At 46.3% G+C, this 24,094-nt stretch carries 23 protein-coding genes and 1 tRNA gene; 5 read left to right on the top strand and 19 right to left on the bottom strand.

Translation table 11 applies throughout. The annotated features are described in order from the left end of the window. Positions 1-119 precede the first annotated feature (119 nt). From EPD17_RS16475 to EPD17_RS16465, 3 genes are all read right to left on the bottom strand, one after another. Complete coding sequence (locus EPD17_RS16475; protein WP_132055672.1) at positions 120-605, bottom strand: hypothetical protein; 486 nt, start codon at positions 603-605, stop codon at positions 120-122. 242 nt (positions 606-847) lie between these two features. Continuing rightward, positions 848-1,465, bottom strand: a complete 618-nt coding sequence (locus EPD17_RS16470) for a hypothetical protein (RefSeq protein ID WP_132055671.1) — start codon at positions 1,463-1,465, stop codon at positions 848-850. 186 nt (positions 1,466-1,651) lie between these two features. Beyond that, on the bottom strand, positions 1,652-2,860 hold the full coding sequence (locus EPD17_RS16465) for a tyrosine-type recombinase/integrase (RefSeq protein WP_132055670.1): 1,209 nt from the start codon (positions 2,858-2,860) through the stop codon (positions 1,652-1,654). A gap of 716 nt (positions 2,861-3,576) precedes the next feature. Between EPD17_RS16465 and EPD17_RS16460 the strand changes: the two genes are divergently transcribed. From EPD17_RS16460 to EPD17_RS16445, 4 genes are read left to right on the top strand one after another with little or no spacing between them, the layout of a single operon-like run. Beyond that, entirely contained in the window at positions 3,577-5,079 is a 1,503-nt protein-coding gene (locus EPD17_RS16460; protein ID WP_132055669.1) for an ankyrin repeat domain-containing protein, read from the top strand. A gap of 16 nt (positions 5,080-5,095) precedes the next feature. After that, the gene (locus tag EPD17_RS16455; protein WP_204743206.1) at positions 5,096-5,566 is read left to right on the top strand and encodes a DUF2271 domain-containing protein; all 471 of its coding nucleotides are present in this window, start codon (positions 5,096-5,098) and stop codon (positions 5,564-5,566) included. Positions 5,567-5,578: 12 nt separating this feature from the next. Further along, the gene (locus EPD17_RS16450) at positions 5,579-7,768 is read left to right on the top strand and encodes a PepSY domain-containing protein (RefSeq protein ID WP_132055667.1); all 2,190 of its coding nucleotides are present in this window, start codon (positions 5,579-5,581) and stop codon (positions 7,766-7,768) included. Between the two features lie 6 nt (positions 7,769-7,774). Beyond that, positions 7,775-8,758, top strand: coding sequence for an FAD:protein FMN transferase (locus EPD17_RS16445; protein ID WP_204743204.1), 984 nt, complete (start codon positions 7,775-7,777; stop codon positions 8,756-8,758). Positions 8,759-8,762: 4 nt separating this feature from the next. On the opposite strand, the gene EPD17_RS16440 is transcribed toward EPD17_RS16445, so the two are convergent. Beyond that, the gene (locus EPD17_RS16440) at positions 8,763-9,173 is read right to left on the bottom strand and encodes a DUF1801 domain-containing protein (protein WP_204743202.1); all 411 of its coding nucleotides are present in this window, start codon (positions 9,171-9,173) and stop codon (positions 8,763-8,765) included. Between the two features lie 181 nt (positions 9,174-9,354). Here EPD17_RS16440 and EPD17_RS16435 point away from each other — a divergent pair, with 181 nt between their 5' ends. After that, positions 9,355-10,449 (top strand): acyltransferase family protein, encoded by a 1,095-nt coding sequence (locus EPD17_RS16435; protein WP_132055666.1) that lies wholly within the window; start codon positions 9,355-9,357, stop codon positions 10,447-10,449. A gap of 71 nt (positions 10,450-10,520) precedes the next feature. Here the strand turns inward: EPD17_RS16435 and yiaA are convergent, their stop codons facing one another. The 15 genes from yiaA to EPD17_RS16360 form a co-directional block, all read right to left on the bottom strand. Next, positions 10,521-10,988: an inner membrane protein YiaA gene (yiaA, locus tag EPD17_RS16430; protein ID WP_132055665.1), complete on the bottom strand. Its 468-nt coding sequence runs from the start codon at positions 10,986-10,988 to the stop codon at positions 10,521-10,523. 81 nt (positions 10,989-11,069) lie between these two features. Continuing rightward, on the bottom strand, positions 11,070-11,633 hold the full coding sequence (locus EPD17_RS16425) for a Crp/Fnr family transcriptional regulator (protein ID WP_132055664.1): 564 nt from the start codon (positions 11,631-11,633) through the stop codon (positions 11,070-11,072). Between the two features lie 147 nt (positions 11,634-11,780). After that, positions 11,781-12,533 (bottom strand): oxygen-binding di-iron domain-containing protein, encoded by a 753-nt coding sequence (locus tag EPD17_RS16420; protein WP_132055663.1) that lies wholly within the window; start codon positions 12,531-12,533, stop codon positions 11,781-11,783. 57 nt (positions 12,534-12,590) lie between these two features. Beyond that, positions 12,591-13,160, bottom strand: coding sequence for a hypothetical protein (locus EPD17_RS16415; protein ID WP_132055662.1), 570 nt, complete (start codon positions 13,158-13,160; stop codon positions 12,591-12,593). Between the two features lie 368 nt (positions 13,161-13,528). Then, positions 13,529-14,806 carry a 3-keto-disaccharide hydrolase gene (locus tag EPD17_RS16410; protein ID WP_132055661.1) on the bottom strand — a complete coding sequence of 426 codons (1,278 nt, stop codon included), beginning with the start codon at positions 14,804-14,806 and terminating at the stop codon, positions 13,529-13,531. A 290-nt stretch (positions 14,807-15,096) separates the two neighbouring features. Beyond that, positions 15,097-15,642 (bottom strand): hypothetical protein, encoded by a 546-nt coding sequence (locus EPD17_RS16405; protein ID WP_132055660.1) that lies wholly within the window; start codon positions 15,640-15,642, stop codon positions 15,097-15,099. 278 nt (positions 15,643-15,920) lie between these two features. Then, positions 15,921-16,796: a helix-turn-helix domain-containing protein gene (locus EPD17_RS16400; protein WP_240040650.1), complete on the bottom strand. Its 876-nt coding sequence runs from the start codon at positions 16,794-16,796 to the stop codon at positions 15,921-15,923. A gap of 106 nt (positions 16,797-16,902) precedes the next feature. Beyond that, positions 16,903-17,868: an alpha/beta hydrolase family protein gene (locus tag EPD17_RS16395; RefSeq protein WP_132055658.1), complete on the bottom strand. Its 966-nt coding sequence runs from the start codon at positions 17,866-17,868 to the stop codon at positions 16,903-16,905. Between the two features lie 448 nt (positions 17,869-18,316). Next, positions 18,317-18,703 (bottom strand): VOC family protein, encoded by a 387-nt coding sequence (locus EPD17_RS16390; RefSeq protein ID WP_132055657.1) that lies wholly within the window; start codon positions 18,701-18,703, stop codon positions 18,317-18,319. 36 nt (positions 18,704-18,739) lie between these two features. Further along, positions 18,740-19,471 (bottom strand): helix-turn-helix transcriptional regulator, encoded by a 732-nt coding sequence (locus EPD17_RS16385; RefSeq protein ID WP_132055656.1) that lies wholly within the window; start codon positions 19,469-19,471, stop codon positions 18,740-18,742. A gap of 639 nt (positions 19,472-20,110) precedes the next feature. After that, positions 20,111-20,184, bottom strand: a tRNA-Asp gene (locus EPD17_RS16380). Positions 20,185-20,318: 134 nt separating this feature from the next. Next, positions 20,319-20,567, bottom strand: coding sequence for a hypothetical protein (locus EPD17_RS16375; protein WP_132055655.1), 249 nt, complete (start codon positions 20,565-20,567; stop codon positions 20,319-20,321). 2 nt (positions 20,568-20,569) lie between these two features. Continuing rightward, entirely contained in the window at positions 20,570-22,324 is a 1,755-nt protein-coding gene (locus EPD17_RS16370) for a sensor histidine kinase (RefSeq protein ID WP_132055654.1), read from the bottom strand. Between the two features lie 529 nt (positions 22,325-22,853). Then, entirely contained in the window at positions 22,854-23,465 is a 612-nt protein-coding gene (locus tag EPD17_RS16365) for a c-type cytochrome (RefSeq protein ID WP_132055653.1), read from the bottom strand. Between the two features lie 28 nt (positions 23,466-23,493). Next, positions 23,494-24,084, bottom strand: coding sequence for a hypothetical protein (locus EPD17_RS16360; protein WP_132055652.1), 591 nt, complete (start codon positions 24,082-24,084; stop codon positions 23,494-23,496). Positions 24,085-24,094: the final 10 nt, after the last annotated feature.

The raw sequence follows: 24,094 nt of genomic DNA, 5'->3' as shown, positions 1-24,094 counted from the left end.
GCGGGGTGATATCGCTGTGTCAGCCTGGCTAATGTATAAAAGCTTAACAGAATTGCTGCTGATTAGCCCATATTCTTCAGCCCCGCTTGCAGCAATGCGATGTTGGGCGAATTTGTCTCTCAGTTATTGCCGTGTGTATTAATCAATAGACAGTCTTGCGAAAGTTTCTGAATCAAATATTCTTCCAATGCCGGTGCAAGAAAGTGCATATCTGTATTTTCGAATGGGATTGCCCCAATAAGTTCCACTTTACATGCCTTGCCGCCACCATAGGAAATAACGGTCTTATCTTTTTGCCAGATGTTTCTGAAATGGGAATATAGGCGTTTACCGATTGTGGAGCTTAAAGATGCTTTGCCAATATAAACAGAAATCTCACTTTCGGATGTTTCCGAAACTCCCATGTAAAAATATACTCCACCAAAAATGTCGCCGGGAAAACGTCCACTATCATCCCAAGCTACTCCGGTAGGATTTAGAAAATAGCTTTGGTCATTTATTCTTAATTCGTCTAATAGCGAAAATGCAAATTCCGGTTTGAGAAATTCGTTAAATGCAGATAAGTGCTCATTAATCTTTCTAATCACTGGAAGATACTTGTTCATGTCTGGTTTTGGTTTAGATTAGTTCAATTTTGCTAGTTGTACAACGATTTCGCCCAACGTCCATCAGCTTTGCGATGGGCTGGACTTCTGCGTTTCGTCAGCCGATACAAAAGCTGATTAGAATTACTGATGATGAAAATAAGAACTAAAGCTGATTAGTGAACGTCCAGCCGACAACTGCTGCTGAATTATGATTTATTGCCGATTGCTCTTCCGTCAGCCAGCATATTGCAAAACTGCTGTTATGTGCCGTTTATCTCTCGCAGACTGACTGTGTAAAGCTGCTTTCCGTCTTTTAAGATTGCTTCTTGCTTTCTCAAAATGACCGTGTCAAGAATAGGTTTAAAGCCGTCGTGATTATAGGTAGTCAGCTTGAAAACTTTCTTCTTTTGGGTCAGGAGGTTCTCAAAAGCAAGGGTGTAAAGGTTCTGGATAGAAGTGTCCGTGTACAGAATGACGTTATTGACGCTATCTGTCTCAATCATGCCACCTTTAATCACTTTTACTTTCGCCCCGTTTCTTAAGGGCAAAAAGGCATATTCTCCGTATTGTCCAGAGGAAAACGTCAGGATACAAGCAAATGCGTCTGATGTCCAGAGTACATGAGGCGAAGACCAGGCAATATCGTATGCTTTCAGTCTGGTCGTCTGCTCAAAACTGTCACGCTGTACATGATATGCAAATTCATTGTTGATTGTGTCAGGACGAATGTGAATATTGTTCTTTCTGTATGTATAAATCGGTGTTGAACTCTTTATTGAGCCAACTTTATGGTTTTCGACCTGTTTAGAAGTGTCACTTTTGGCCGAGTTGTCACATGAGAACAACGAAAGGATAAAAAATATATGGATATAACGCATAGGGTTCAAATGGCACATAACATCTATTATACGAACTTACCACATTTCCCCGCAAACCCATCTATTAGCCTTGAAATCGTTCCCCACCAACGCCTTACCTGCGCCCAACTCGAGTAACTCAAACCGCCCTTCCCAATCCAACCATCAATGCCAGCTACCCCAAAAACGCACCACCGATGGTTCTGACTATTTTATTTGCGCACCGGCCGGATGCCAAGGCAGTTTATCCAGCGGGCTGCCGATCGATTCTACCCGAACTCGGCTCACTTGGGTGTAGCGCATTGTTGTTTTGAGGCTGCTGTGGCCCAAAAAACTCCTAATATAGCGTACATCTGTTCCGCCCTCCAGCAGGTGGGTGGCATAGGAGTGGCGTAGCGAGTGAATGCTGCCCACCTTATGAATACCCGCTTTTCTTTTTGCGATATGCAGCACCTTTTGTGCGCTGCGGGTACTGTAGGCCCCGCCTTGTTCCCCTTCAAAAAGGTAGTCTTTCGGCCTGAATGCAATAAAATATTTGCGGAGGATATGCAGCAGCAACTTTGATAGTGCCACCATGCGGTCTTTTTTGCCTTTGCCGCAACGAATGTGGATCATCATGCGCTTCGAATCAATATCAGTGATTTTCAGGTTTACCAATTCGCTTACCCGCATGCCGGCTGAGTAGGAGGTCATTAAGAGTGCCCGGTGTTTCAAGTTCGCGGTCTTTTGAATCAGGCTCACCACTTCCTCTTCGGCAAGGATCTGCGGCAGCTTGGCCGGCTTTTTCGGACGAGGCAGGTCGTAAAACTCACGGGCCCGGCCTTCCACTTGTTCAAAATAAAATTTGAGTGCATTCACTGCCGTATGCACATGCGTTTCGCTATAGCCTTTCACTTTGATCAGCCAGAGCAGGTACGATTGCACATGATTTTTGGTAAGCGTTGAGATGGCTACGCGACCCAACAGTCGGAGCAGCAAATGCAGTTCGTTGCAATAGTTGCGCATCGTGTTGTGGCTATAACCCTTCAGGCGGATCATGCCCTGGAAGCGGGTAAATGCTTCAAGGTTTTCTGGGCTCAGTGGGTGTTCCATAATGATGCGGGCCCGCTGCCTGGAGATTTGCGGTGCGATTTCACTGTTGGCTACCGGTTTTGCAGAGGCAATGGGCTGCACAGCTTTGCGTTGTTCCAAGTACCATTTTAGCGGTGCGGTGTTCAATGTTATATCAGTGCCCAAGGTTTCCTTAATGGCCTCGTAACCAAGCCGCGACAAGGGCAAGTACCAGCAGCGGTGGGTGCGGGTCCAGCGGATGCCTTTGATCTGCTTTACCCTTCCTTGCAGCGAAAAGTCGCTAAAGAATAATGCAATGCATTCCTGTGCTCTGTGGTACAACGGTGCAAGTGTAACAACCGGCATGGCAATTTTTTTACATAAAACCTCTGGTTTCAGCTTGGTGCGGCACTTTTCAAAGAGTACAGGAAAAGGAGTTGTAGCCAAAAATGGATATTTTCTTTACTTCAAAGGCACTGCTTTTTTATTCTATGAATATAACTCAAGATGTTCATAAATGCTAAGCCATTTAGTATTGTGCACAGCTGTTAGTTCAATTGCTAACACGGCTTAATTTTTTAAAACGGAAAATTCAATGCGGTAAAATGCAACTATGAGCATCGCATGAACGGAAAAATATAGAAAGTCGATGGCTCATTTTTAACCGGCCAATTGCCCCTGCGGCGGATTAGTGCACATTTCAGCTTTTACCAGACAAAAGAATTTGTCTAAAAAAATCATCATGCGATCCCCGATTTCCGGCCCTCCAAAAGGCAAATTTTCCGTTTTGCGAAGCATTGTTTCCCTTTATAGTAAATGCAAATGCAGACCTTTGCATCCTGAAATAGGATGCGATGCAGCAGGACAGTAGTGAAGCAAACGTTTCGCAGTGGGAGTGTGGCCGGCGTTTAATAAGCGAAACGCATCGCAAAAAATAGCAGTTTTTTATTAAATGACGCTGTACGGCTAGTGGCTTCATTTGTAATTTTACGGCCGCAAAAAACGCGGTCATCAGCAGGCTACGCGTGTAAAAGAGTAGTCTTTTAGATACAACGATTCGAACAAACGATAAAGCAGTAACCATGAGATTTGCGATTATTGGTCTCTTTGCCCTTTCTTCTTTGTGTGCAGCAGCGCAGCCCGGTGGCGGCTCAGTTGCGCCGGCACCTCAAAACACATTGCTCAACCAGTCGTTCTGGCAAGCGGCTCCTGATGTTGCCGCGGTAAAAGCGGAGGTTGCTAAGGGACACAGCACTTCGGAAATGAACGCAGGTTCATTCGACCCCGTGGTGCTGGCCATCAACGCCGGTGCGCCTACCGAAACGATCCTCTACATGATTGAGCAAAACGGCAACGATGTTAACCGCATTACCCACGATAGCCGTACCTATATTTTTTGGGCAGCCAACAGGGGCAACACCGAGGTGATGAAATACCTGCTTGCAAAAGGTGCCAAAACCAATGTGCAGGACAGCCATGGCGCATCGCCACTGACGTTTGCGGCCGGTGCCGGGCAAAAGAACACAGCGGTGTACGACCTGCTGATCGCGAACGGCGTGGATCTGAAAAAAGATATGAACCATGATGGCGCCAATGCGCTGCTGCTTTCCGTGGGCAACGATCCCGAACTGGCGCTGGCCGGTTATTTTGAAAGCAAAGGCATTGCCCTCAACAGCAAAGATGCAGCGGGCAATACAGCATTCAACTATGCCGCTCGTGCCGGAAATATTCCGGCAATGAAAAAGCTGCTGGCCAAAGGCATCAAGCCAACCGACAATGCAATGGTTATGGCCGCAATGGGTTCCCGCCAGGGACCCGCCAAAATGGAAGTGTACCAATACCTCGAAAGCCTGGGGATTAAACCTTCGGTTGTAAATAAAGCCGGCAGCAACGCTTTGCATTACCTGGTGCGCCGCCCGGGCCAGGCCGAACTGGTTAAGTATTTCCTGAGTAAAGGCACCAATGTAAACCAGGCCGATGAAGACGGCAACACCGTATTCATCAGTGCTGCAGCCGGCAATGCCGACATGGCTACCATCGAGTTGCTGCAACCAACAGTAAAAGACATAAACGCTGCTAACAAAGCCGGGGCAACAGCATTGGCAATGGCGGTGCGCAATAACAGTGCAGAAGTAGTGCAGTATTTACTGGATAAAGGTTCCAACATAAATGCAGTTGATGCCAAAGGAAATAACCTGGCTTACTACCTGGTGGACGCTTATACGCCGCAGCAGGCTGCCCGCTTTGATAGCAAACTAAAGCTACTGCAGGACAAAGGCTTTAACCTGGCTGCTGCGCAAAAAGACGGCAATACATTGTATCATTTAGCAGTAGCTAAAAATAACCTCGACCTGCTGAAAAAGATCGCGCCGTTTGGTGCTGATGTTAATGCCCGGAACAAGGAAGGCATTACTGCATTGCACAGAGCTGCAATGATCTCTAAAAACGATGCGGTGCTGCGCTACCTGCTGGAGCAAGGCGCTGCTAAAGATGCCAAAACAGAATTCGACGAAACTGCGTTTGATCTTGCCCGTGAGAACGAGTTTTTGACCGGTGCAAAAATTTCAGTGGACTTTTTAAAATAAAGACAGGATGCGTACTATGAAACGAATGTTGGTTGCGGCTTTTTTACTGGTAGGTTCCATTGCAGCATCGGCGCAGGGCACTGCAAAATATAAGTGCATGATCCAGATGAACAGCTACCTGGGCGAAGGCGCTTACATTGTGGTGTCGCTGGTGAAAGGTGATACTTATGAAAAAACACTTTATGTGCTGGGACCCGATAAAAAATGGTACCCCGATTGGAAGGAGTGGCATAAGGCGTACAAAAAGAAACCGACCAATATCAGCGCGATCACCGGAGCTTCAGTGGCAGGCGGCGACCGCTCGGTGGTAACGCTGGAATTAGATAAGGCCAAGATCAACGCGGGTTACAAGCTGCGTTTTGAAAGTGCTGTTGAAGACAAACCTTACCATGTAAAAGATGTGGAGATTCCGCTCACTACCGAAGCGCTGGCCGCCAAAACCGACGGCACCGGCTACATCAGGTATGTGCGTTTCAGCGGCAGTTAATCTAAATAAATAATGATCATTTCTGTTTGGAGATATAGTCACTTGGCACTGGCTATATCTTCTTTTTTATTACTCATAGTAGCATCCGTCACCGGCATCTTTCTCGCCGCCGAGCCGGTTATAGAAAAAGCAAAGGGCTACAAGGTTGATGGTTTCGATACGGTTACGCTGGCGCAAGCCGTGCCGCTGCTTAAAGAAAAACATCCCGGCATTCAGGAATTGCTTGTTGATGACAACGATTTTGTCATCATCAAATACGCCACTGAAGAAGGCGGCGACCAACAGGCATATGTGCATCCCGTAACCGGCGAAATATTGGGTGTGCCTGCCGAAAAGCGGCCCATTTTTCAATGGATGACCAACTTGCACCGTTCCTTGTTTTTAAAAGAAACAGGACGCATACTGGTGGGCGTTGCGTCTTTTTTGTTGATCCTGATTGCAGTGTCCGGCGTGTTGCTGGTAGTGCAGCGCCAACAGGGCTGGCGGTATTTTTTTGCAAGGGTTGAGAAAACGGGTTTTGCCCAATATTACCATGTTGTTTTCGGGCGGCTTTCCCTGTTCTTCATCCTGGCCATAGCCGTTACGGGCACTTATTTGGCGGTGTATCGTTTTGTGCCGCCTCCGGCAAAAGCAAGCCTTAAGATAAACGAAGACGCCATCAAAGAGGAGCCAGCGCGGACCCTCTCGGAGTTTCCTTTGTTTCAGCAAACGCCCTTGGCTAACGTGCAAAAAGTGCAATACCCTTTTTCCGATTTCCCGGAAGATTATTACAATGTACAACTACACGATCGGGAAGTCTGCATCAACCAGTTTACAGGCGATGTGCTGGCGGAAGAACAATATTCAAAAACCTATCAATTAGCGCAATTTAGCCTGCGTTGGCACACCGGCCGGTCGGGCACCATCTGGTCTATTATTTTAGGATTGGCCAGTGCATACATCTTGTTTTTTATCTACTCCGGTTTTGCCATTACTTTAAAAAGAAGGCGTGGCCGTACGGCAAATAAATACAAAGCTGCCGACGCCCAAATAGTGATACTTGTTGGTTCGGAAAACGGCGGCACGTTTAAGTTTGCCGATGCTGTGTACAAGCAACTGATCAAGCATGGCAAGCGGGCTTTTGTTAACGATGTCAACAACTATACTGCGTATCCCAACGCAACGCATTTGGTGATCATGACCAGCACCTATGGCCGTGGCGATGCACCTTCCAACGCAAAAAAGTTTGCCGAAAGGATTCAACGGTTTCCGCAGGCGCAAGCCATTCAATATTCTATTGTAGGCTTTGGTTCGAGGAGCTACGATCATTTTTGCAAAACTGCGTTTGATATGGAAGCGTTGTTGCAAAAAGAATCTTGGGCCGCCGCCATCACGCCGGTATTTACGGTCAATGATAAATCGCCGCAGGATTTCAGCAACTGGCTCACTGAATGGACCCGCACCACAGGCTTTGCCATGACGATGCCCCGCGAATTGCTGGCGACTAACATTGAAGGGTTGCACAAGCTTTCGGTTGCCAGCCGCACCGAGCCCGATAGTGAAGCGGCGTTCACCATGCGCCTTCGTTCCCGCAGCTTCCGCGAAGCTGTTTCCGGCGATCTGTTGGCTATTTATCCAAAAAAAGATCACCGCGAACGGCTGTACTCCATTGGTAAAATTGGCAATGAGCTACAACTGAGCATCAAGCTGCACGATCATGGTCTTGGTTCTAATTTTCTTAATGCATTACAACCAGGTGATTCGCTGAAAGCAAAATTGGTAAAGAACCAGCATTTCCGTTTTCCTAAAGATGCGCAACGCATCGTGATGATATCGAACGGCACTGGGATTGCACCATTCCTGGGCATGATTTGCGAGAACAAAAAAAAGCTGCCCATTGACCTGTTTTGCGGCTTCCGCAATGGGTCGTCTTTTGCGCTGTACGAGTCATTTTTGAAAGAGCAAATGGCACTTGGTAAACTGCAAGGGGTGCATCTTTCCTTATCGCGTGAAGCGGAGCGGGAATATGTAAGCCACCGCATTTTGAAGGAAGCGAATGTGGTGCTGCAATGCCTGCAACAGGGCGGCGTCATCATGATCTGCGGGTCGCTGTCCATGCAGGATGATGTAATGATTGCATTGGCCGAAATCTGTGCTGGTATTGGCCCAGATGCGGTTGCCCAATTTATGGAAGAAGGAAAGATCCTGACGGATTGCTATTAACATATTATGTTGAAAAGGCTTTGGTCATTTGTATTCTTGATGTTGCTCGCTTTCCCGGCCATTAGCCAGGTGGTGCGCACCAGTGATGCGTTGCTCATGGGCGGTCGTTTTGATATTACCATCGTGGCTTCAGATTCGATCACTGCCGAGAAAAACATCGACACCGTGATTGCCGAAATCAGCCGGATAGAAAACCTGATCTCCGACTGGATCCCGGCTTCGCAGGTATCGCTGGTAAACCGGCAGGCAGGTATTGCACCGGTAAAAGTGGACCGTGAATTACTTGAACTTACCGAACGGGCCATTGCCATTTCAAAGCAAACCAATGGTGCTTTTGACATCAGCTTTGCCGCTATGGAAAAGATCTGGCGTTTCGATGGCACCATGACCGCCATGCCCCACCGTGACTCGGTAAAAAAAGCGGTTGCGCATGTGGGTTATAAAAATATCGAGATCAACAGGGACAGCAGCACAATCTTTCTAAAGAAAAAAGGCATGAAGATTGGCTTTGGTGCATTGGGTGAAGGTTATGCTGTAGATAAATGCCGTGCAATGATGGAGGCAAAAGGCATTGCTGCCGGTATCATCAATGCCACCGGCGATATACAGGCCTGGGGCACCCAACCCGATGGGCAGCCCTGGAATATCGGCGTTACCGATCCATTCAACAGGGGAGCACTGCTTGCTGCAATACCACTGCAGGGCGGCATAGCTACGTCGGGTAATTACGAGAAATATGCCCTGATCAATAATAAGCGTTATGCGCACATTATTGACCCACGAACCGGTTATCCGGCATCTGGCTTAACCAGTGTAACGGTAACCGGGCCCGGCACCGAAATGTGCAATGCGTTGAGTACGTCTGTAATGGTGTTGGGAAAGGCCGCTGGCCGCAAGTTGCTCAAGCGTTTTCCGCAGTATCAGTACCTGATCATTACCGATAAAGGCAAACGCATTGTAAGCAAAGGGCTCAAGTTGGAGTATTTGTAAATGCTTACTGGTTTGCTATACAGGCGGCTACCCACTGTGTAATAATGTTTTTTAGTGCCTCTTCATTTTTACTGATAGCAGCACTATTATTGAAGGTTGCAACTGCTCGGTCTTTGGCCTTCCAATCCAGCAAGCCATAGTCATCCTCAATCAGTCTTTCCGCTGGCTGTATCTTTTTCGCAACGCCGCGATGAAACACCAGTTGTATGTTTTTCGGCGGGAAGATTTTCATCGTAATGCAGTCCAGCGAACCGACGCTGTAATTGGGCGCATTCCATTTTACACTTTCAGTAAGGCCGGCTGCAGCACCTAGCACCAGCTTTCTTAGGTGTTCTATTTCCTGTCGCAACGGGTGGGCTGCTGCATCTAAAAAATGCGTTGTTTCCCTGTTCAGCGAAATGTTTTGATCCTTCACTGTTCCTGTCTTATTGTTTGGATTGATTCATTAAAATGCGTGGCAATATATCACTGCATGCGCAATCGTTTGTGCAAACTAATCCGGTTTAAATTCTGTTTGTGCGCTAAATTTAGCCCATCTGCTGCTACATTATTTGTTTCTGTTGTAGCCGCTTGGTTGTTCACCCCATCTACACTTTATGAATACTGCAACGCTGGGCCAGCATACGCAAACGGGCAAAAAACATTTCGAAATATTAGATGGACTACGCGGCGTGGCCGCGTTGGCGGTGGTCGTTTTCCATTTTATGGAGTGGGTGTTTTCCGATTTTAGCAAAAACTTTATTGCCCACGGTTTTCTGGCCGTCGATTTCTTTTTTTGTTTATCGGGTTTTGTTATAGCCTATGCTTACGATAACCGTATTGAACAGATCGGTACGTTGCAGTTTATCAAATTGCGGCTCATCAGGCTGCATCCATTAGTGGTACTCGGTTCGGTGCTGGGGCTGCTTGCGTTTTTGTTCGATCCCTTTGGTACGCCTGCTGCTAACAACAGTGCAGGCAGAACGGCACTCCTGTTTGTAGCATCTGCTTTGCTTATTCCAGCACCAATCATGGCAGACCGTGCTTTCAACCTGTTTGGCCTGAATGCACCATCCTGGTCGCTTTTTTGGGAATATGTAGCGAATGTCATTTATGCATGGGTGTTATATAAGTTGGGTCGCCGCTCATTGACGGTTTTATTGGTGATCGCTGCCCTTGCACTTGGCTATGTCAGCTTTCGCGCCGGTAACTTGTTGGGCGGATGGTCGAAGGATAATTTCTGGGATGGCGGAGCCCGTGTGGCTTACTCCTTTTTGGCAGGCACGCTCATTTATCGCTGCAATTGGGTGATTATAAATAAGCTTGGCTTCTTGGGTTTGTCGGTATTGCTGATGCTCGCATTCCTGATGCCCTGGTCAAAATGGAACTGGATAACCGAACTGGTAGTTGTGCTGTTGTACTTTCCGCTAATTGTAGCGCTGGGCGCAGGTTCCACCCTTACAGCAGGACTCGAAAAGCTGTGTCGTTTTTCCGGGAATATTTCCTACCCGCTGTATATGACGCACTATGCAGCCATCTGGATGTTCGGCAATTTCTTCACCAAGTTCAAGCCGGGTATGGGACAGGTGGGCTTCATCATTGTGGCCGGTACGCTGTTTATGCTTGCGTTTGCCTACCTCACCATGAAACTGTATGATGTGCCGGTAAGAAAATATTTAACCCGGAAAATGATGCAAAGCAAAATGCCGTAGGGCCGTGCTACGGCATCTGATTAGGTTTGAATGAGTGATGAAAAATCAATCAATCGAATGAAACGGTAACGCTAAGATTCTTGTGTTCTTTTGTTTCCAAGATTAGGTTGACTATTTCCATTATTTATATCTTCATTGCGCTGCGACAGGCGCATATCACGGGTATTTTTTTGCACCGCAATAGCGGCAAAAAGACTCAATAGAAACGACATGGCGTAAAAGCCTTTTTCGCTTCTGTCCAGGGCTGCATTCCATAAGCCTACGGTGAGCAACACAATGCACAACAGGGTGCTAAACCAGGAAAGTCCATAATATATGTTGGTAACCGGTATGCCTTCCATTTGATCCCGCACTGCTTTTTGAACCGATATAGCGGAAAATAGCCCAAACATCAATACGGTAAAATAATAGCCTTTCTCGTTTAGTGCCATGTCGGCATTCCAAAGCCCGATGTTGAAAGCGCTGATGCCAATGATAAGGGCCGCCCAGGATGCTCCGATAAATGCAGCAGAAGGTTGGTTGAGTTGCTTTTGTTCCATACAATTTGTTTTGTTGCAACAAACATATTGTAGGAGCGGAGCAGTGTTTTTGACAAATGTCAAAAACTGGCTGTGGGTCTGTTAAATAGGTTTGCGGATGCGGCTGAGCGTTTCCTGGCTGATGCCCAAATACGACGCGATATAACCTAGCGGCACCCGTTCAATGATGTGCGGGTTTTGTTGCAACAGGTCCTGGTAGCGTTCGGTAGCCGTTTTAAATTGGGCATTTACAAAACGTTCCTCCAGCCGTATATAATATTTTTCATAAATGGTGCGCACCAGGCTTTCTATTGGGTGGTGTTGTCTCATCAGGCCCGTGAGCTGCTCTTTCGAAATGGCCCACAGCACGCTGCCTTCCAGCAGTTGAATGTTTTCTACCGCAGGCTGCTGCGTAATGAAACTGTGAAAAGAAGTGACAAAATCGTTTTCGAATGCAAACCAGTACGTGAACGACTTTTCGCCAACATTATAATAGCCACGCAGCGCACCCTGTTGTAAAAAGTATAGGTGCCGGCAAACCTTTCCCTCGGTAACCAGGTATTGCTGTTTGGCGCGAACCACTTCGTGCAGGCAGGATTGCAGCGCATCCCGTGCATCGTCGCTCAGCGCTTGGTAGGCACCGATGTGTTTGAGCAATTGTTCCATTTATAGCGGTTAGTGGTGGTAAATAACCTATGTAAAAATCGAATGGACTTAAATCCGTTGTTGCCTTGCTGGTTTATTCTGTTTAAACGCTTTCGCCATCATGGAAAAGTGCATGAAGAGTCGGTTCTTGTTAAGTACAGATTTACTTCAAATAATCAATGTTTCTGCCGCCGAAAACTGTTCGCCCCACAAATCCTTCATTACTTCATTTAAGTCTTTTAACACCTGGCTGCCATTGCCGAAGTAAGATGCACCATGCATGGTAGCAAGGGTTTGGGGCTGCAGGTCGGCCAGCTCATATAACATCTTTTTCGTTTTATGATGATAAGGCGTGTAATCCATCAACGGGCCTGCTTCGTAAACCCGCATCGACGACCTATGCGCTTCCAGTATGTCCTTATCGGTAAGCGCTGTGGTGTCGCCATTTTGATGCAGCAGGTCGGAGCATAACAATGTTTTATCGTTTTCTTCAAACAGCACGCCGGCATCCCAGCCATGCGGCAGGTGTGGCGTATGTATAAAACGAAAACGGCGCCGTCCGGTTTCCAGTATCGACCCGCTTTTCATGGCATGGGCTGGCCGCAGGGCAAAATCGGCCATGTTGACCAAGGCACCCACTTCGCTGCAAACGGCTTGTGCATGTGGCGCCACTTGCAGCCATTCGTTGAGGGCGCCGCATTCGTCCACCTCAAAATGACTGAACCCAATCCAGCGCAGCAGCCGCGGATCAATCAACGTTTTCACTGCATCGTATAACACAGGAAACAGTTGCCGGAGCCCTGCATGGTACAGCATCGGTTCATCGTCCTTGATCAAAAAATGATTGAATTGCAGGTCCATTTCCGGTATGAATATGCAGATGCGGTAAACGTCCGGTGCGATTTCATTGATCTTAAACATAAACTGCAGTTTATGGGTGTTTGCAAAAGGCTTTGTTCGGTTACGTTTCTCCGGGGATCAATATACTAAATCGCATAAATAGAATCGCGTCGAGTCTGAATTTGAAAACAGCCTTTGAATCCTATCACTGTCGGGATGATGATAGGTGAAAACAAGAATGGTATCACCCAAATCGTTAGGATCCCACCACTGCGGCTGTTCAGAAAAGTCCGGTACCTGCAGTGAAAGCTGTGACCGGTCTGATTTGGTTAGTTGGAAGGCGCCTTTAGCCAAGATCCGTTCCATTTCCATTGGGCAGGACTGAACCTCCAACCAGATGCAGCAGTCAATAAAGGGCACCATTTGATCTTTAGAATTCAGCACATTTGTACAACCTTCAGGTTCCCACCCAAAAATGGCGGCATAGATTTCCCGTCCATTTCGTTGTTGAATAATCTTCGTCGAGGCAATTTTTTCATACGAGCTTGACACGAACCTAAAAGCGGCGATGCCGGCAAGAGCGATAAATAATACTACAGCTGCAATCGCTCCATAAATCGCGGCCATCTTCCGCTTTTTAATTCCAAAAAGCAACAAACCGAAAGCGAGGAGCATGCAACAGATCAAAGTAATCATCCAATAAAGCATAAGGAATGGAACGTTATTTTTGGCCGGCCGGCAGTCTACAGGTTTCTATAAATACTTTTGGTTATGATCACTTGAAACATATTCGTAGAACTTTTAAAATCCAGCTGCCATCAGTGGCTTTTTAAAACGATCAATTGTGCATGATTTGCTCCAGGTGGATAGGTAAACAACTGCCCTTAAGCAACGATGAAGAAATTACCTAAAGCCTGCGTTAAGTGGATGGCTATTTAGTCACGTATGCAGTATATACCGGTAAGGTTTTTAAACTGCTGATGAAAATATAGGGTTCTATTTCCCTGCCCGATCCATGGGTATTTCAAACACGCATCATAACAATAATTCTTGTGGGCAGACACCTGCAAAAAGCGCTACCATCCAGGAATGTAAAAGTTTTTATAAGTCAGGTTCGCCTCTTTTATAGCCGCCATCACATAGGTTGATTGTTGCATGGAGGAGGCTGGTACCAGGCCCGCAAAAGTAAACTTACAGCCCTTGGCTTTGGCAATCTTGATGATTTCTAATGACGGACTGCTGGCTAAATTGTCAATCTCGATAGCAATATTATTACGCTTGGCCATGTCTAGCAGCCCTTTTGCCATTTCGCTGTTGAGCGCTTTTCCTTTGTGCGCCCAGATATTTATTTTGTTTCCGCCAAGCAATGTCTGTGCTGATGTTAGATCAATGCTTTCGCCAACAATATAATCAGCGCCAGCTGACGGTGCTGTTGCCTGGTTAGCGGCATTCACTTTTATGCCGGTAAATAGGGGGCGGTTTTTTGCTGCTATAAGTTCTCCAGCAGCGGCGGCAGTTTTAACCAGCGCCACGTTGATGCCCGTGGCATAAAAATAGTCGGCAAGTTCCTTTGCTGATAAAGCCGTCTTTGGGTTTAAGTCGATAAAAGGAATCTGGCGACCCTGCAACACTACGAGGCTGTCGTGCCATGCGCCCCATGCAGGAGCAGTGAGATTAGAACGGGTATTATCCGGCAGGCGACGAACCCGGAAACTTTTGTATTGCATTTTGCTGAGCGTATCATGCCCCTGCAGACTGAAAGTTCCTTTGCTCAATCGCTTTACTGCTGCAAAAGTTTTTTCCGGCTGCCGGTAGTCAACAGTTTTCATGCCGTTCAGCCAAACTTGCACCCGGCTATTTTCTACACGGGCCTTAAGCGTCATCCATTCACCGTCTTTGCCAAAAGCTTTGTACAGGTTCCGTACACCATAAAGGCTTGCGGTTTTTTTGAGTTCGATATAATCGCCTTCGCCAATATGCGTATTGTTTACTTGTATTTCCATCCCCTTCGTGGGCCATCCTGTTTCCTGATATTCGGTGTGAAAATATATTCCTGTGTTTGCAAACTTAGTAGTTTTCACCACCACTTCCAGTTCAAAATTTTTGAAACCATCCTTCAGGTGTTCACCTTCATAAAAAAGATGCGAACGTTTGCCTACGGCTTGAAAGGCTCCGTCCGTTATGGACCATGTAGCAGCATTTTCGCTGGCTTTCCACCCGGTAAAATCTTTTCCATTGATTAGTTCCACCCATCCATCTTCGAAAGAAGCGGGGGAGGGGTTTTGGTGATCGGAAGGTTTAAAAGCCAGAATAGCAAGGACGCAAATGCTCCACAGGTGGGGCAATCTTTTCATTGACCAATATTTCCACTAAAATATTTTAAACTTCCAAGTTTGGTAAAAAAACAAGGTATGCCCTAAGATGAATTTAGTTCTAACCTTCAATGGCGGGTTAAAGTTTTTCGCATCTCGGACGACGCTGACCAAGGGCTATGATTTGTTCAAGGATTGAAAAAAAATCTGATGCGCAAGTGCATTCAATTCTACTGAGCCGAAGCTAAAGGCGATATGTTGCCGATTGGTCAGGCATCCCACCATGCTATTGACAATGCCGTTGTTAGCGTCCCGCTATCACATTGATCAATTTATTTTGCGGGATCACTATTGAGATAATAATCGGGCATTTTTAATTTGTCAGATTCCACGTCCCATATAATACTTGACACTTTCCAACCCTGTGGTGTTTTGATCAACTGAAAGCTGTTAACACCTCTTTCGGCAGCTGAATCCATGTTATTGATGTAGGTTTTATAACTACTCATTCTTTGTGCAACCCTGCCAAATTGATCGGTAGTTCCTTTGATTTCTTCTTCATGAAAGGAAGTGATGCCATTGGTTTCGACCAGGTTTTTATACACCGTTACAAATTGATCGATGGTCATGGTTTCCAGTGTATCATTTCTGAAATTAAGCAGTTGTGCTTGCGGCACGAAGTAGTTTTTTATATCCTCGTAATTTACTTGCGCTCCCTCTTTAAAAGAGATAATCTTATAAGTATCGGCTACGGCTTTTGTTATTGCCTCATCTTCAGGTGCATGCGAAATGTCTGCTTTTTGAGATTCCGTTTTTTGAGTTGATGCTTGACAGGAAACAAATACGAATAGAATTAAAATGGGAAGAAATTGTTTCATAACTGAATACTTGATGGTTTTAAAATGTGTATTGAAAGACCGGCCGTTGAGCCTAGTGCCAAGGGAAGAAGTATTTATGGAATGCTGGAGGTTGCGTTACTGCTTCCTGGTAAGGTAGGTGAACTAAGGTAGAGTTGCAAGCATAGGGCTACAATTCTTCCGTATTATTTTAATGTGAGTAATCGACAAGCTATTTACCAATAATGGGTTCCCGCCATGCACAATTCATGGCATCAAATCAGTGTTCAGCTATGTACTTTTTTCTTGTGTCTGCATGCTCAATTAAATGATTGCCTGAATGCTAATGGCGAAAGTTTCGCTTTGGCTTTGAATAATTTGCTAAACGACTGCGGATGCTCAAATCCAAGCTGGTAGGCCACCTCAGACACGGTCAACTGGGTGGTAGATAGCAACTCTTTTGCCTTTTCAATTAATTTTTGGTGTATGTGTTGTTGGGCATTTTGCCCGGTCAACGAACGGAGCATATCACTTAAATAGCTGGGCGACAGGTTTACCTGTGCGGCCAAAAATTGAACAGTGGGCAAACCTTGCTCCAACGTTTTTTCATTACTGAAATAGTCGTCTAAAATCTCATCCAGCTTATGCAACAACTCGCTATTCACGGCTTTTCGTGTAATGAACTGGCGTTTATAAAAGCGATGGCTATAGCCCAGCAGCAATTCAATTTGCGCAATCACTATTTCCTGGCTGTAGTCGTCAATCCTGCTGTTCAATTCTTCCTCAATTATCTTAAGAATGGAAATGATAGTTCTTTTTTCCGCTTCCGATACATGCAGGGCTTCATTGGCTGCATAAGAAAAGAAACCATATTGCGCCATCTTTTTAGCCAGAGGATAGGACAGCAAAAAATCGGGATGGATAAACAACAAGTAGCCCGATTTCGCTTGGTCATCGGGGCTCTGGAAAGGCTGGTTTGGTGCGGTAAACACCAAACCTCCTTCTCCGAAGTCGTAATAGTTTTGCCCATACTTCATGGCCCCGTTAAGGTCCATCTTATAAGCAATTTTGTAAAAATTCAATACCAGGAAATCCGGAAGAGTGCCAGGTGTTACCCTAACATCTTCCAGTTTTACCAGGCTAACCAATGGATGCACAGGCTTGTCTAAACCAAAAGCAGCATGCAATTGGGTCAACGAATCAATTTTTAAAAGATGGTTTTTGTTCACGCCATAAACATTTGCTATCGAGGTTACTTAAAACAATTGCTGTTCGTTCGCTTGCTGTTTGTAAGGTAAAAAGTTATTTACTTTCAATACTGCCTTTGGCATCGGGGCTGTTCTGCAGTTCGTGCTTTACGGCTTCCCAGCTGGTATCGGCTTCATCAAATGCGCTACGCAAATAGGCGATGATTGCCATGCTAAGAAACGTAACGCGGTCAGGATTTTCATCCGTCGTTTCCGAAACGTCGTAACCGGAAATGCCACCAAAGATGTGCTCTCCATCAAATACGGTCAGTAAACTTTTTGGTGCAGGACTATGGTGATAAGCATCAGCACGCCAGTTCTCAATGTCAGAAAAATTAGGGTTCTTGTCCCTATCGCCATTGATCACCAGGGCAGGCAGTGTCATCGTTGAAAAGTCAGTTCCGCTCAATGGATTGCCAAACAGTTTTCTGCCGGTTTCATTTAAGCCTTCGGAGCCTCCGGGCAGTCCTATCATCACACGGGCTTTCAATCGTGGTTCAGCGAAATTTACTTTTTCACCAGTTGCCCCATCGGTTACTTCCATACCGGCAAGCATGGCTACGGTATGTCCACCTAAGGAATGACCAACGGCGGCAACATTGTTGCTGTTCACTCTCTCAGTCAAACCGGGAACAACGGCGATGATGCGCTGCAGGTTGTCCAAAATAAATTGAATGTCTTTTGGACGGGACTTCCAAAACGTTATGCCTTCCGGACCAATGGGCAGTGCCAACGTTTTTGAATTAAGATGCGTTGGCTGGATCACCACGAAACCTTGTGCAGCGAGGAAGTCAACCAGCGGTGCGTAACCATGCAGGGAAGACAGGAAATTAGAGCGGCCATGACCATGGGAAAGAATGATCACCGGAAGGTTATCACCCGAAGCAGGTGCTGATACTTTCATTTGTAAATCCACCGGGCGGCCTTCCACCGGGAGGGTAACAGGATGATAAGAAAAGATGGGAAGTCTGCTTTCTGCTTGTAAAACTGATCTTTCTGAAGTTGTTTTTGCTTGTGTCATTTTGTATTGTTTTTGATGATGACACAAAACTGGTGAAGCTTTACCCGGTATATATAACCTAACCGGGGGAGTTTGTAGCCAAAATGAGGAAGGCGTAAGAAATGGTAACAATTTGACGTTGTTTTATCGACATGTGGGCCACAGGTAAGGTAAAGGCGGCGCTGGTGCTAATGCAGATGGGTGATTTCTTTTTCGTAGTGGGCTTTTCTTTTATTGCTACCGTAGGGGAGATTGCATCGGATGATGGTGTCGCGGAAACTATGCGGTATTGTGGTGTGCCCCGCCTTTTCCGACAGAAGCAAAGTGTTTATGAAGTTGTGGCATTTGATAAACGCCAGTTTTTTAACCACAAAAGCAAAAAAGATATTTATCGCTGTATGCTGCGCATCAGCCACAATTTCATAAACCGCTGTTAGCGGTGGTGCTTAATTTTTGCCACCAAACTTCTTTATTGCTTCCGGTGTAGCGGGGTGAAGAAATTTACAAGATTGCCGTCAGGATCACGAAATAAAAGGGACTTGTTGCCCCAAGGCATTGTTGTGGGCTTTTGCACAAGACAGGTCTGAAACAAATCTCGTAACCTTTTATAGTATTGCGCTACATCATCTACGCAAAACTCGATGATGGTCGTACGATTTTGAGCTGCTTTTGCAACTTCTGCTCCACCGAAGAATTGTAACGTGTTGGTGCTGCCAATTGCTAGAGTTGCAGAATGATATTGTAGCTCAGCAAAATCCGGCGTGTATTGTATCGCTGTTATCCCCGTTACCTGTTCATAAAACTCGACTAAGCTTTTAACATCATCTGTAATGATGCGAACTGATACTAAATTCATGAGTTGTTTTTTTGTTGGACCAAAGAAACAACGGGTCTATGACAAGGGTATGTCAGGGGTACTGAACATTTTTTCCTTCATTGAAAGATACTCTAGTAGTGTCAGCTTGTGAGGTTTGAAATTTGCCCGAAGAGTTTCCAGTTTCAAAATTTTGTCCAGACGAAACATCCTGTAATCCTTTCGTAACCTGCAGTACGCAATCACCGTCCAGTGTTCTTGCTGGCTGTAATACAAAGCAAAAGGCTCAATTTGCCGTTCTGTCATTTCACCTTTTTGTTCTGACCTGTAGGTGATTTTTAAAACGGTAAATGTTGTCAATGCCTGTTGAATGGCTGTCAATGAATTGCTCCCTTTTGTGTCGGGAATAAAAGGGCTAATCGCAATGCGGTTGGATAATAGTTCCGCCTTTTCTTTTGTTGCATATAAAAAGACAGCTTTTATTTTATTGATTGCCTCTGTATATTCCTGAACCAGTGAACGATCACTGTTTTTTTGCACCAGTTGCTCAACGGTGATTAACGCATTCGCTTCGCTTTCAGAAAACATAACCGGAGGGACTTTGTATCCTTCCATCAATGAGTATCCTTTCCCTTCTTCGGTTAATACCGGAACACCGGCTTGCTCCAGTGTTTTTATATCTCTGTAAATTGTCCGCACACTAACCCCAAATCTTTTTGCAAGCCCGGTTGACGTAATGAGGCGTTTTGTTTGCAGTTGTATTAAGATTGCAGTTAACCGGGAAAGTCGTTTTGTGTCGTTCTCTTTCATAGTCTTGTTAGACGGTTGATGCCTGTAGGCTCAATAATTGGGTTGCCGCTAATCGCTAAAATTGCAGTCAGGTATAGAGTTGGCAGCAATGAGGAAGCGTAAAGATAATGCGATGACGGGTTATTCTTCAGCCTCGTAGAATTACATCAAGCCGCTGTTGAAATTCCTAACTACCTGCAAATATCTTCTGCTTTTCGGCCCCTTTCATGTACCTGAATGGCCCGTATAATACCTGTGTCGGTAAACTGTGTCTTTTTCATCCTATGCTCGATTTAAAGATAACTGTTCATGTCAACTCGTACATGAGCGAAATGTGGGGAGAGTACCGTTTGATTTTTTAGTTTACGGCTGTTGTTTGCTACAGATACTAACACTTAGGGTTAGTAGGGGAGTGGCATCATTGCCATCATGCAGAAAGTGTGATGCGGTTGCTCTATCTGTTTGTGATAAGTGCAACTTTCGGTGAGGTGTTTGGCGTTGCCCGGCGAAGTGATTGAGGGGTGTTCCGCAACAGGCTTTTGGAAGGTTCTAGAATTAGAAAACTTTAAAAGACAAAGGAAAACGCCACCTGTGCCGCCAAATAATAAAAATGAAAAAGCCCCGGACTGTTGTCTAACAGGCATCCGGGGCTTTTTTCTGCGGACTGGACGGGACTCGAACCCGCGACCTCCGCCGTGACAGGGCGGCATTCTAACCAACTGAACTACCAATCCAAAAAGTGTCAGAACTTTTTCCCTTTAAAACAAACTTTCGTTCGTTTGTTGGGGTGGCAAAGATAAAGGCAAAAGGTTTTTACAAACAAATATTTGCGGTAAAATTTTTTCAACCCATTCAATTCGTTCCGGCTTTATCGCAACGCTTCTTCCAATGCAGTGGCAATGGCCTGCAACAAAGCCGCATCGGGCGGGTGGGCTGTTGTGTCGCCCTCAGGTGGCAGCACCGCTCTGAAGTTTCGTTCTTCATCCGGTTCAAACCAAACCACCGTGCCATTCACCGTCGCTTCTATTTTGTAACTAAATCCTTGTGGCAATAACTTAACGGGTACGAGTATTTCTCCGTTTTTATATGGCACCGAAATTTCAAAACCTTCATCCATTTTTATGCTTCGTTTAAAGAGCCGTTGGCAGCCCAAGCGGTTTGCGGAAAACTGGCCAGCAGCACACAACCCAGGCCCGGCGCACTGTTTAGGGTTAGCGTGCCTTTGAGACTTTCGGCGCGGGTAAGCATGTTTGCAATACCAATGCCACCGCTCAATTCAGCCGTGTTAAAACCTTTACCGTCATCCCGAACTTTTAAAACCAGTTCATCGTTCACCATTTCAAAACCTACCTGCACATCCTGCGCCGAAGAGTGTTTTAAAATGTTGGTGAAATGCTCCTGCAAAATGCGGTAAATGGCCAGGTGCAACTCTTGCGGCACTTCTATTTCATTCAGCAATTTCAGGTCGGTGCTGATCTGCAGCCGGTTGGTGGCCGCAATGCTATCGGTCAGTTCTTTTACCGAATCGCGCAGGCGAAACTTGCCCAGGGTAGGGGCCGACAGCCGTTTGGAAAGCGAACGTATTTCATTGATCGATTGCTGTAACAATTCCACCGATTTGCGCAGCAATTCATTTTTTTGATCAATGCCGGTAAGGCACAATTCGTTGTACAATTTAATAGTGGTGAGCACCTGGTTTACATTGTCGTGCAGCTCCTGGCTCACCAGCGATCGTTCGCGTTCCTGTGCTTCAATAGTGGCACGTGTAATGGTGCGTTGTCGCTGTTTTAATTCCAGGTGCAGCTGTTCTTCAAATTCTTTGCGTTGGGTAATATTGGTTTGAATGCTGAAAAACTGTTCCACCTTCCCGGTTTCATCTTTATAGGGTTGGCATTGCATCTCCAACCAGAGCTTTTTACCCAAACGATCGTATTGCAAAATTTCACCGCGAAAAGGCTGTCCGTTTTTCATGCATTGCTGCAATTGCAGGCTGGTGGCGTTGTCCGTTTCCGGCCCGCTTAATAGTGATGCAAGCGGTTCGCCAAACGCCTCTTCCTGTGTGTATCCGGTAACGCGTACAAACGCATCATTTACCCAATTGATATCGCCTTGTCCATCGGTGAGCACCACCAGGTTGGTTGTTTCGCGGGCTATCAAAGAAAGTTTCCACAACTCGTTTTCCGACTGCTTTCGTTCGTGTATGTTGCGGATAAAAAGGGTCAGGTTGCCGTGTGCCGGAAACGCCGTTACCTCTAACCACTGCTGGTGCAATGTGGGACTGAAAAATTCAAATGCGACCGCGGATTGTTGCTGCATGGCCTGTTCCAGCAATCGCTGAAATGCGCTTTTTTGCAGCGTGGGCAACAGGCTCCAAAACTTGCTGCCCGAAATTTCTGCACCGGATTTCTCCAGCAGTTTTTCCGCAGCATCGTTCCAGCTTATTATATCGAACGATGCGTTTACCTGCAGTTCGGCCGCAGGCACTTCTTTTACCAAGCCAATAGTATTGCCTGCAGGCTGGTGGCCCGCATCGGCAAAAGGTACCCGTTGCCCAATGCCATAAATATGGTTGTTAGCGCGGTTTACCGAGGCATAAAAAGACAGCGGCACCGGTGTGCCATCTTTATGTCGAAAATGGGTGACAAATCCAGGGCGGGTAACGCCACCGATCAAATCTTTTAATGCAGCTAGTGTGCGGTGCAGGTCATCTTCAATCAGCAGTTGTTGCAGCGGCAGCCCGGTAATTTCGGATGGGTAATAACCTAGCAAGTGCAAAGCGCCCTTGTTTACATGCACCAGCCTCTGTTGGTGGTCCAACACACAAAACAAAGCCGGGAAAAAGTCAAGCATTCGTTTAACGTAAGGGTCAGTCATCCTGCTCCGTAGGGTTTATGCGGCATCAAGGCCGGGGTGTGTTGCTTATAAATTTTTAAAAGATACCATATATCGGTCCAAAATTGCATGCGGCCGACAGTTGTGCATATATAATACAGTTGCACCATAAATGGTGCATTTTTATGATTCGATTGGTAAAGTAAATAGCAGATGCAGTTACCCGTTGTCTTTTAGGGTGATGATTTGTGGCGGTTAGCTATGCTAATTAGTTGCAGCTAAGGGTAAACGCTTAAATGAAAATGCAGCGCACTTGGCTGCTGCATTTTGATAAGGTTGGTTGTTTCCGGGAAATTGTACACGGGGCTTTCATTTACTAAAACTTGCCGCTGCTGATAGAGTGAATATGCTGATTGCAGATCAAGTTAAATGCTGCATCGCTCCAAGGCAATTGTTGTTTTTATTGTTGCAAAAAAAGAATCGCTGGTTGATGCTTGATCCTGTTTCGACGAAAAAAAATCTATTCGTACTCACTTATGTCATTAAATAGAATTGAAACGACAAAAGCGCCTTATTTCAACGACAAAATTTGCGTAGGAGGCACAGCTTGCGGCACCACATTAGCCATCGGCCGGCTGCTTTTTAGGTAAGCAAAAATCGCTTTCAGATCTTCATCCGAAGCCTTTGCATATTGTGTCCAGGGCATAGGTGGCAACATTGGCCGCGATGCTTCCAACCCTTTGAATTTGCCTTTTCTGATGGCAGTAAAAAACTGTGCTTCGGTCCACGAGCCGATGCCGGTAGCATCTGATGAAATATTGGCGGCATACGAAATGCCCCATGGACCAACAGCGGCCGTCTGTCCCATATCAAACAACACCCAACCGCGCAGTGCAGCCGTATCGATGCGGGCCAGCGGCTGGTTGGCCGGGTGTCCCATAAACCTGCGCGATGCATCGGGCTCCGGTCCATGTGGGCCCATTTTTTTCGGTGTGTGACAATCATCGCAACCCATAATGGTCACTAAATATTCGCCACGCTTGAGCAGGCTGTCGGCCGGGGCTTTCGGCATCATCAATCCTTCATTACGGGTCGATGGGGTCTTAGGCGCTACACTGGTTGCTGCAATACCTGCAGTTACAATCAGTGCAAATGCAGCGGTAATGATGGCTAACTTGTTCATGCTATATCTGTTGGTTTGTTCTAGGTAATTAATAATGCATGGCCAGCGCTTGCCCGTTGGTTGCAACACTAGCCGCAGCTTTTGTCATTTCATTTTCGGCACGGAACAACTGGCCGCGGAACGCTGTTTGAGCTTCCTGCAAACTTTCAACTCCACCTTGCCTTAGCTTTTCCGGTTTTGCCAATTGCTGCAGCACTTCAGGCGTATAAAACCGCTGCAGCACCGGCAATAAACCTTTTTGCAGTTGCACCAAGTATTGCATGTGCGCCAGCACGACGGCGTCAAATGCATCGCGGATGGTTGCGGCATTTTCCTGCGCGGCGAAACCATTGCTATTCGCCTCAAATGTTTGTAAGCCCGCTGCCAGGTGTTGCGAAAAAATATGGCGTTGCTGCACCTTGAGCGCATCGATCAGCGCCGGCTCGTACCTGTCGACCAGCGGGTACAGGTGTGTTTCGGCAAATGCAGTGCAGTCGGCGCAGGCTTTCAGTACCTGTTGCATGCTGTGCATGGCTGCTTTCCATTCGGCAGTGCCCGGGTTTACAGCATGCAGTTGCAGTTCTGTTTGAAATAATTGGGTGCGCAGTTGGCTGAAATACTGTTGTAGGAAAAAGTGCATGGCGTTGGTT

Source organism: Pseudocnuella soli, from assembly GCF_004347775.1.
GTDB classification, from domain to species: domain Bacteria; phylum Bacteroidota; class Bacteroidia; order Chitinophagales; family Chitinophagaceae; genus Flavisolibacter; species Flavisolibacter aquaticus.
Note: the sequence above shows the minus strand (reverse complement) of the source record. Positions and strands in the feature narration are given on the sequence as shown.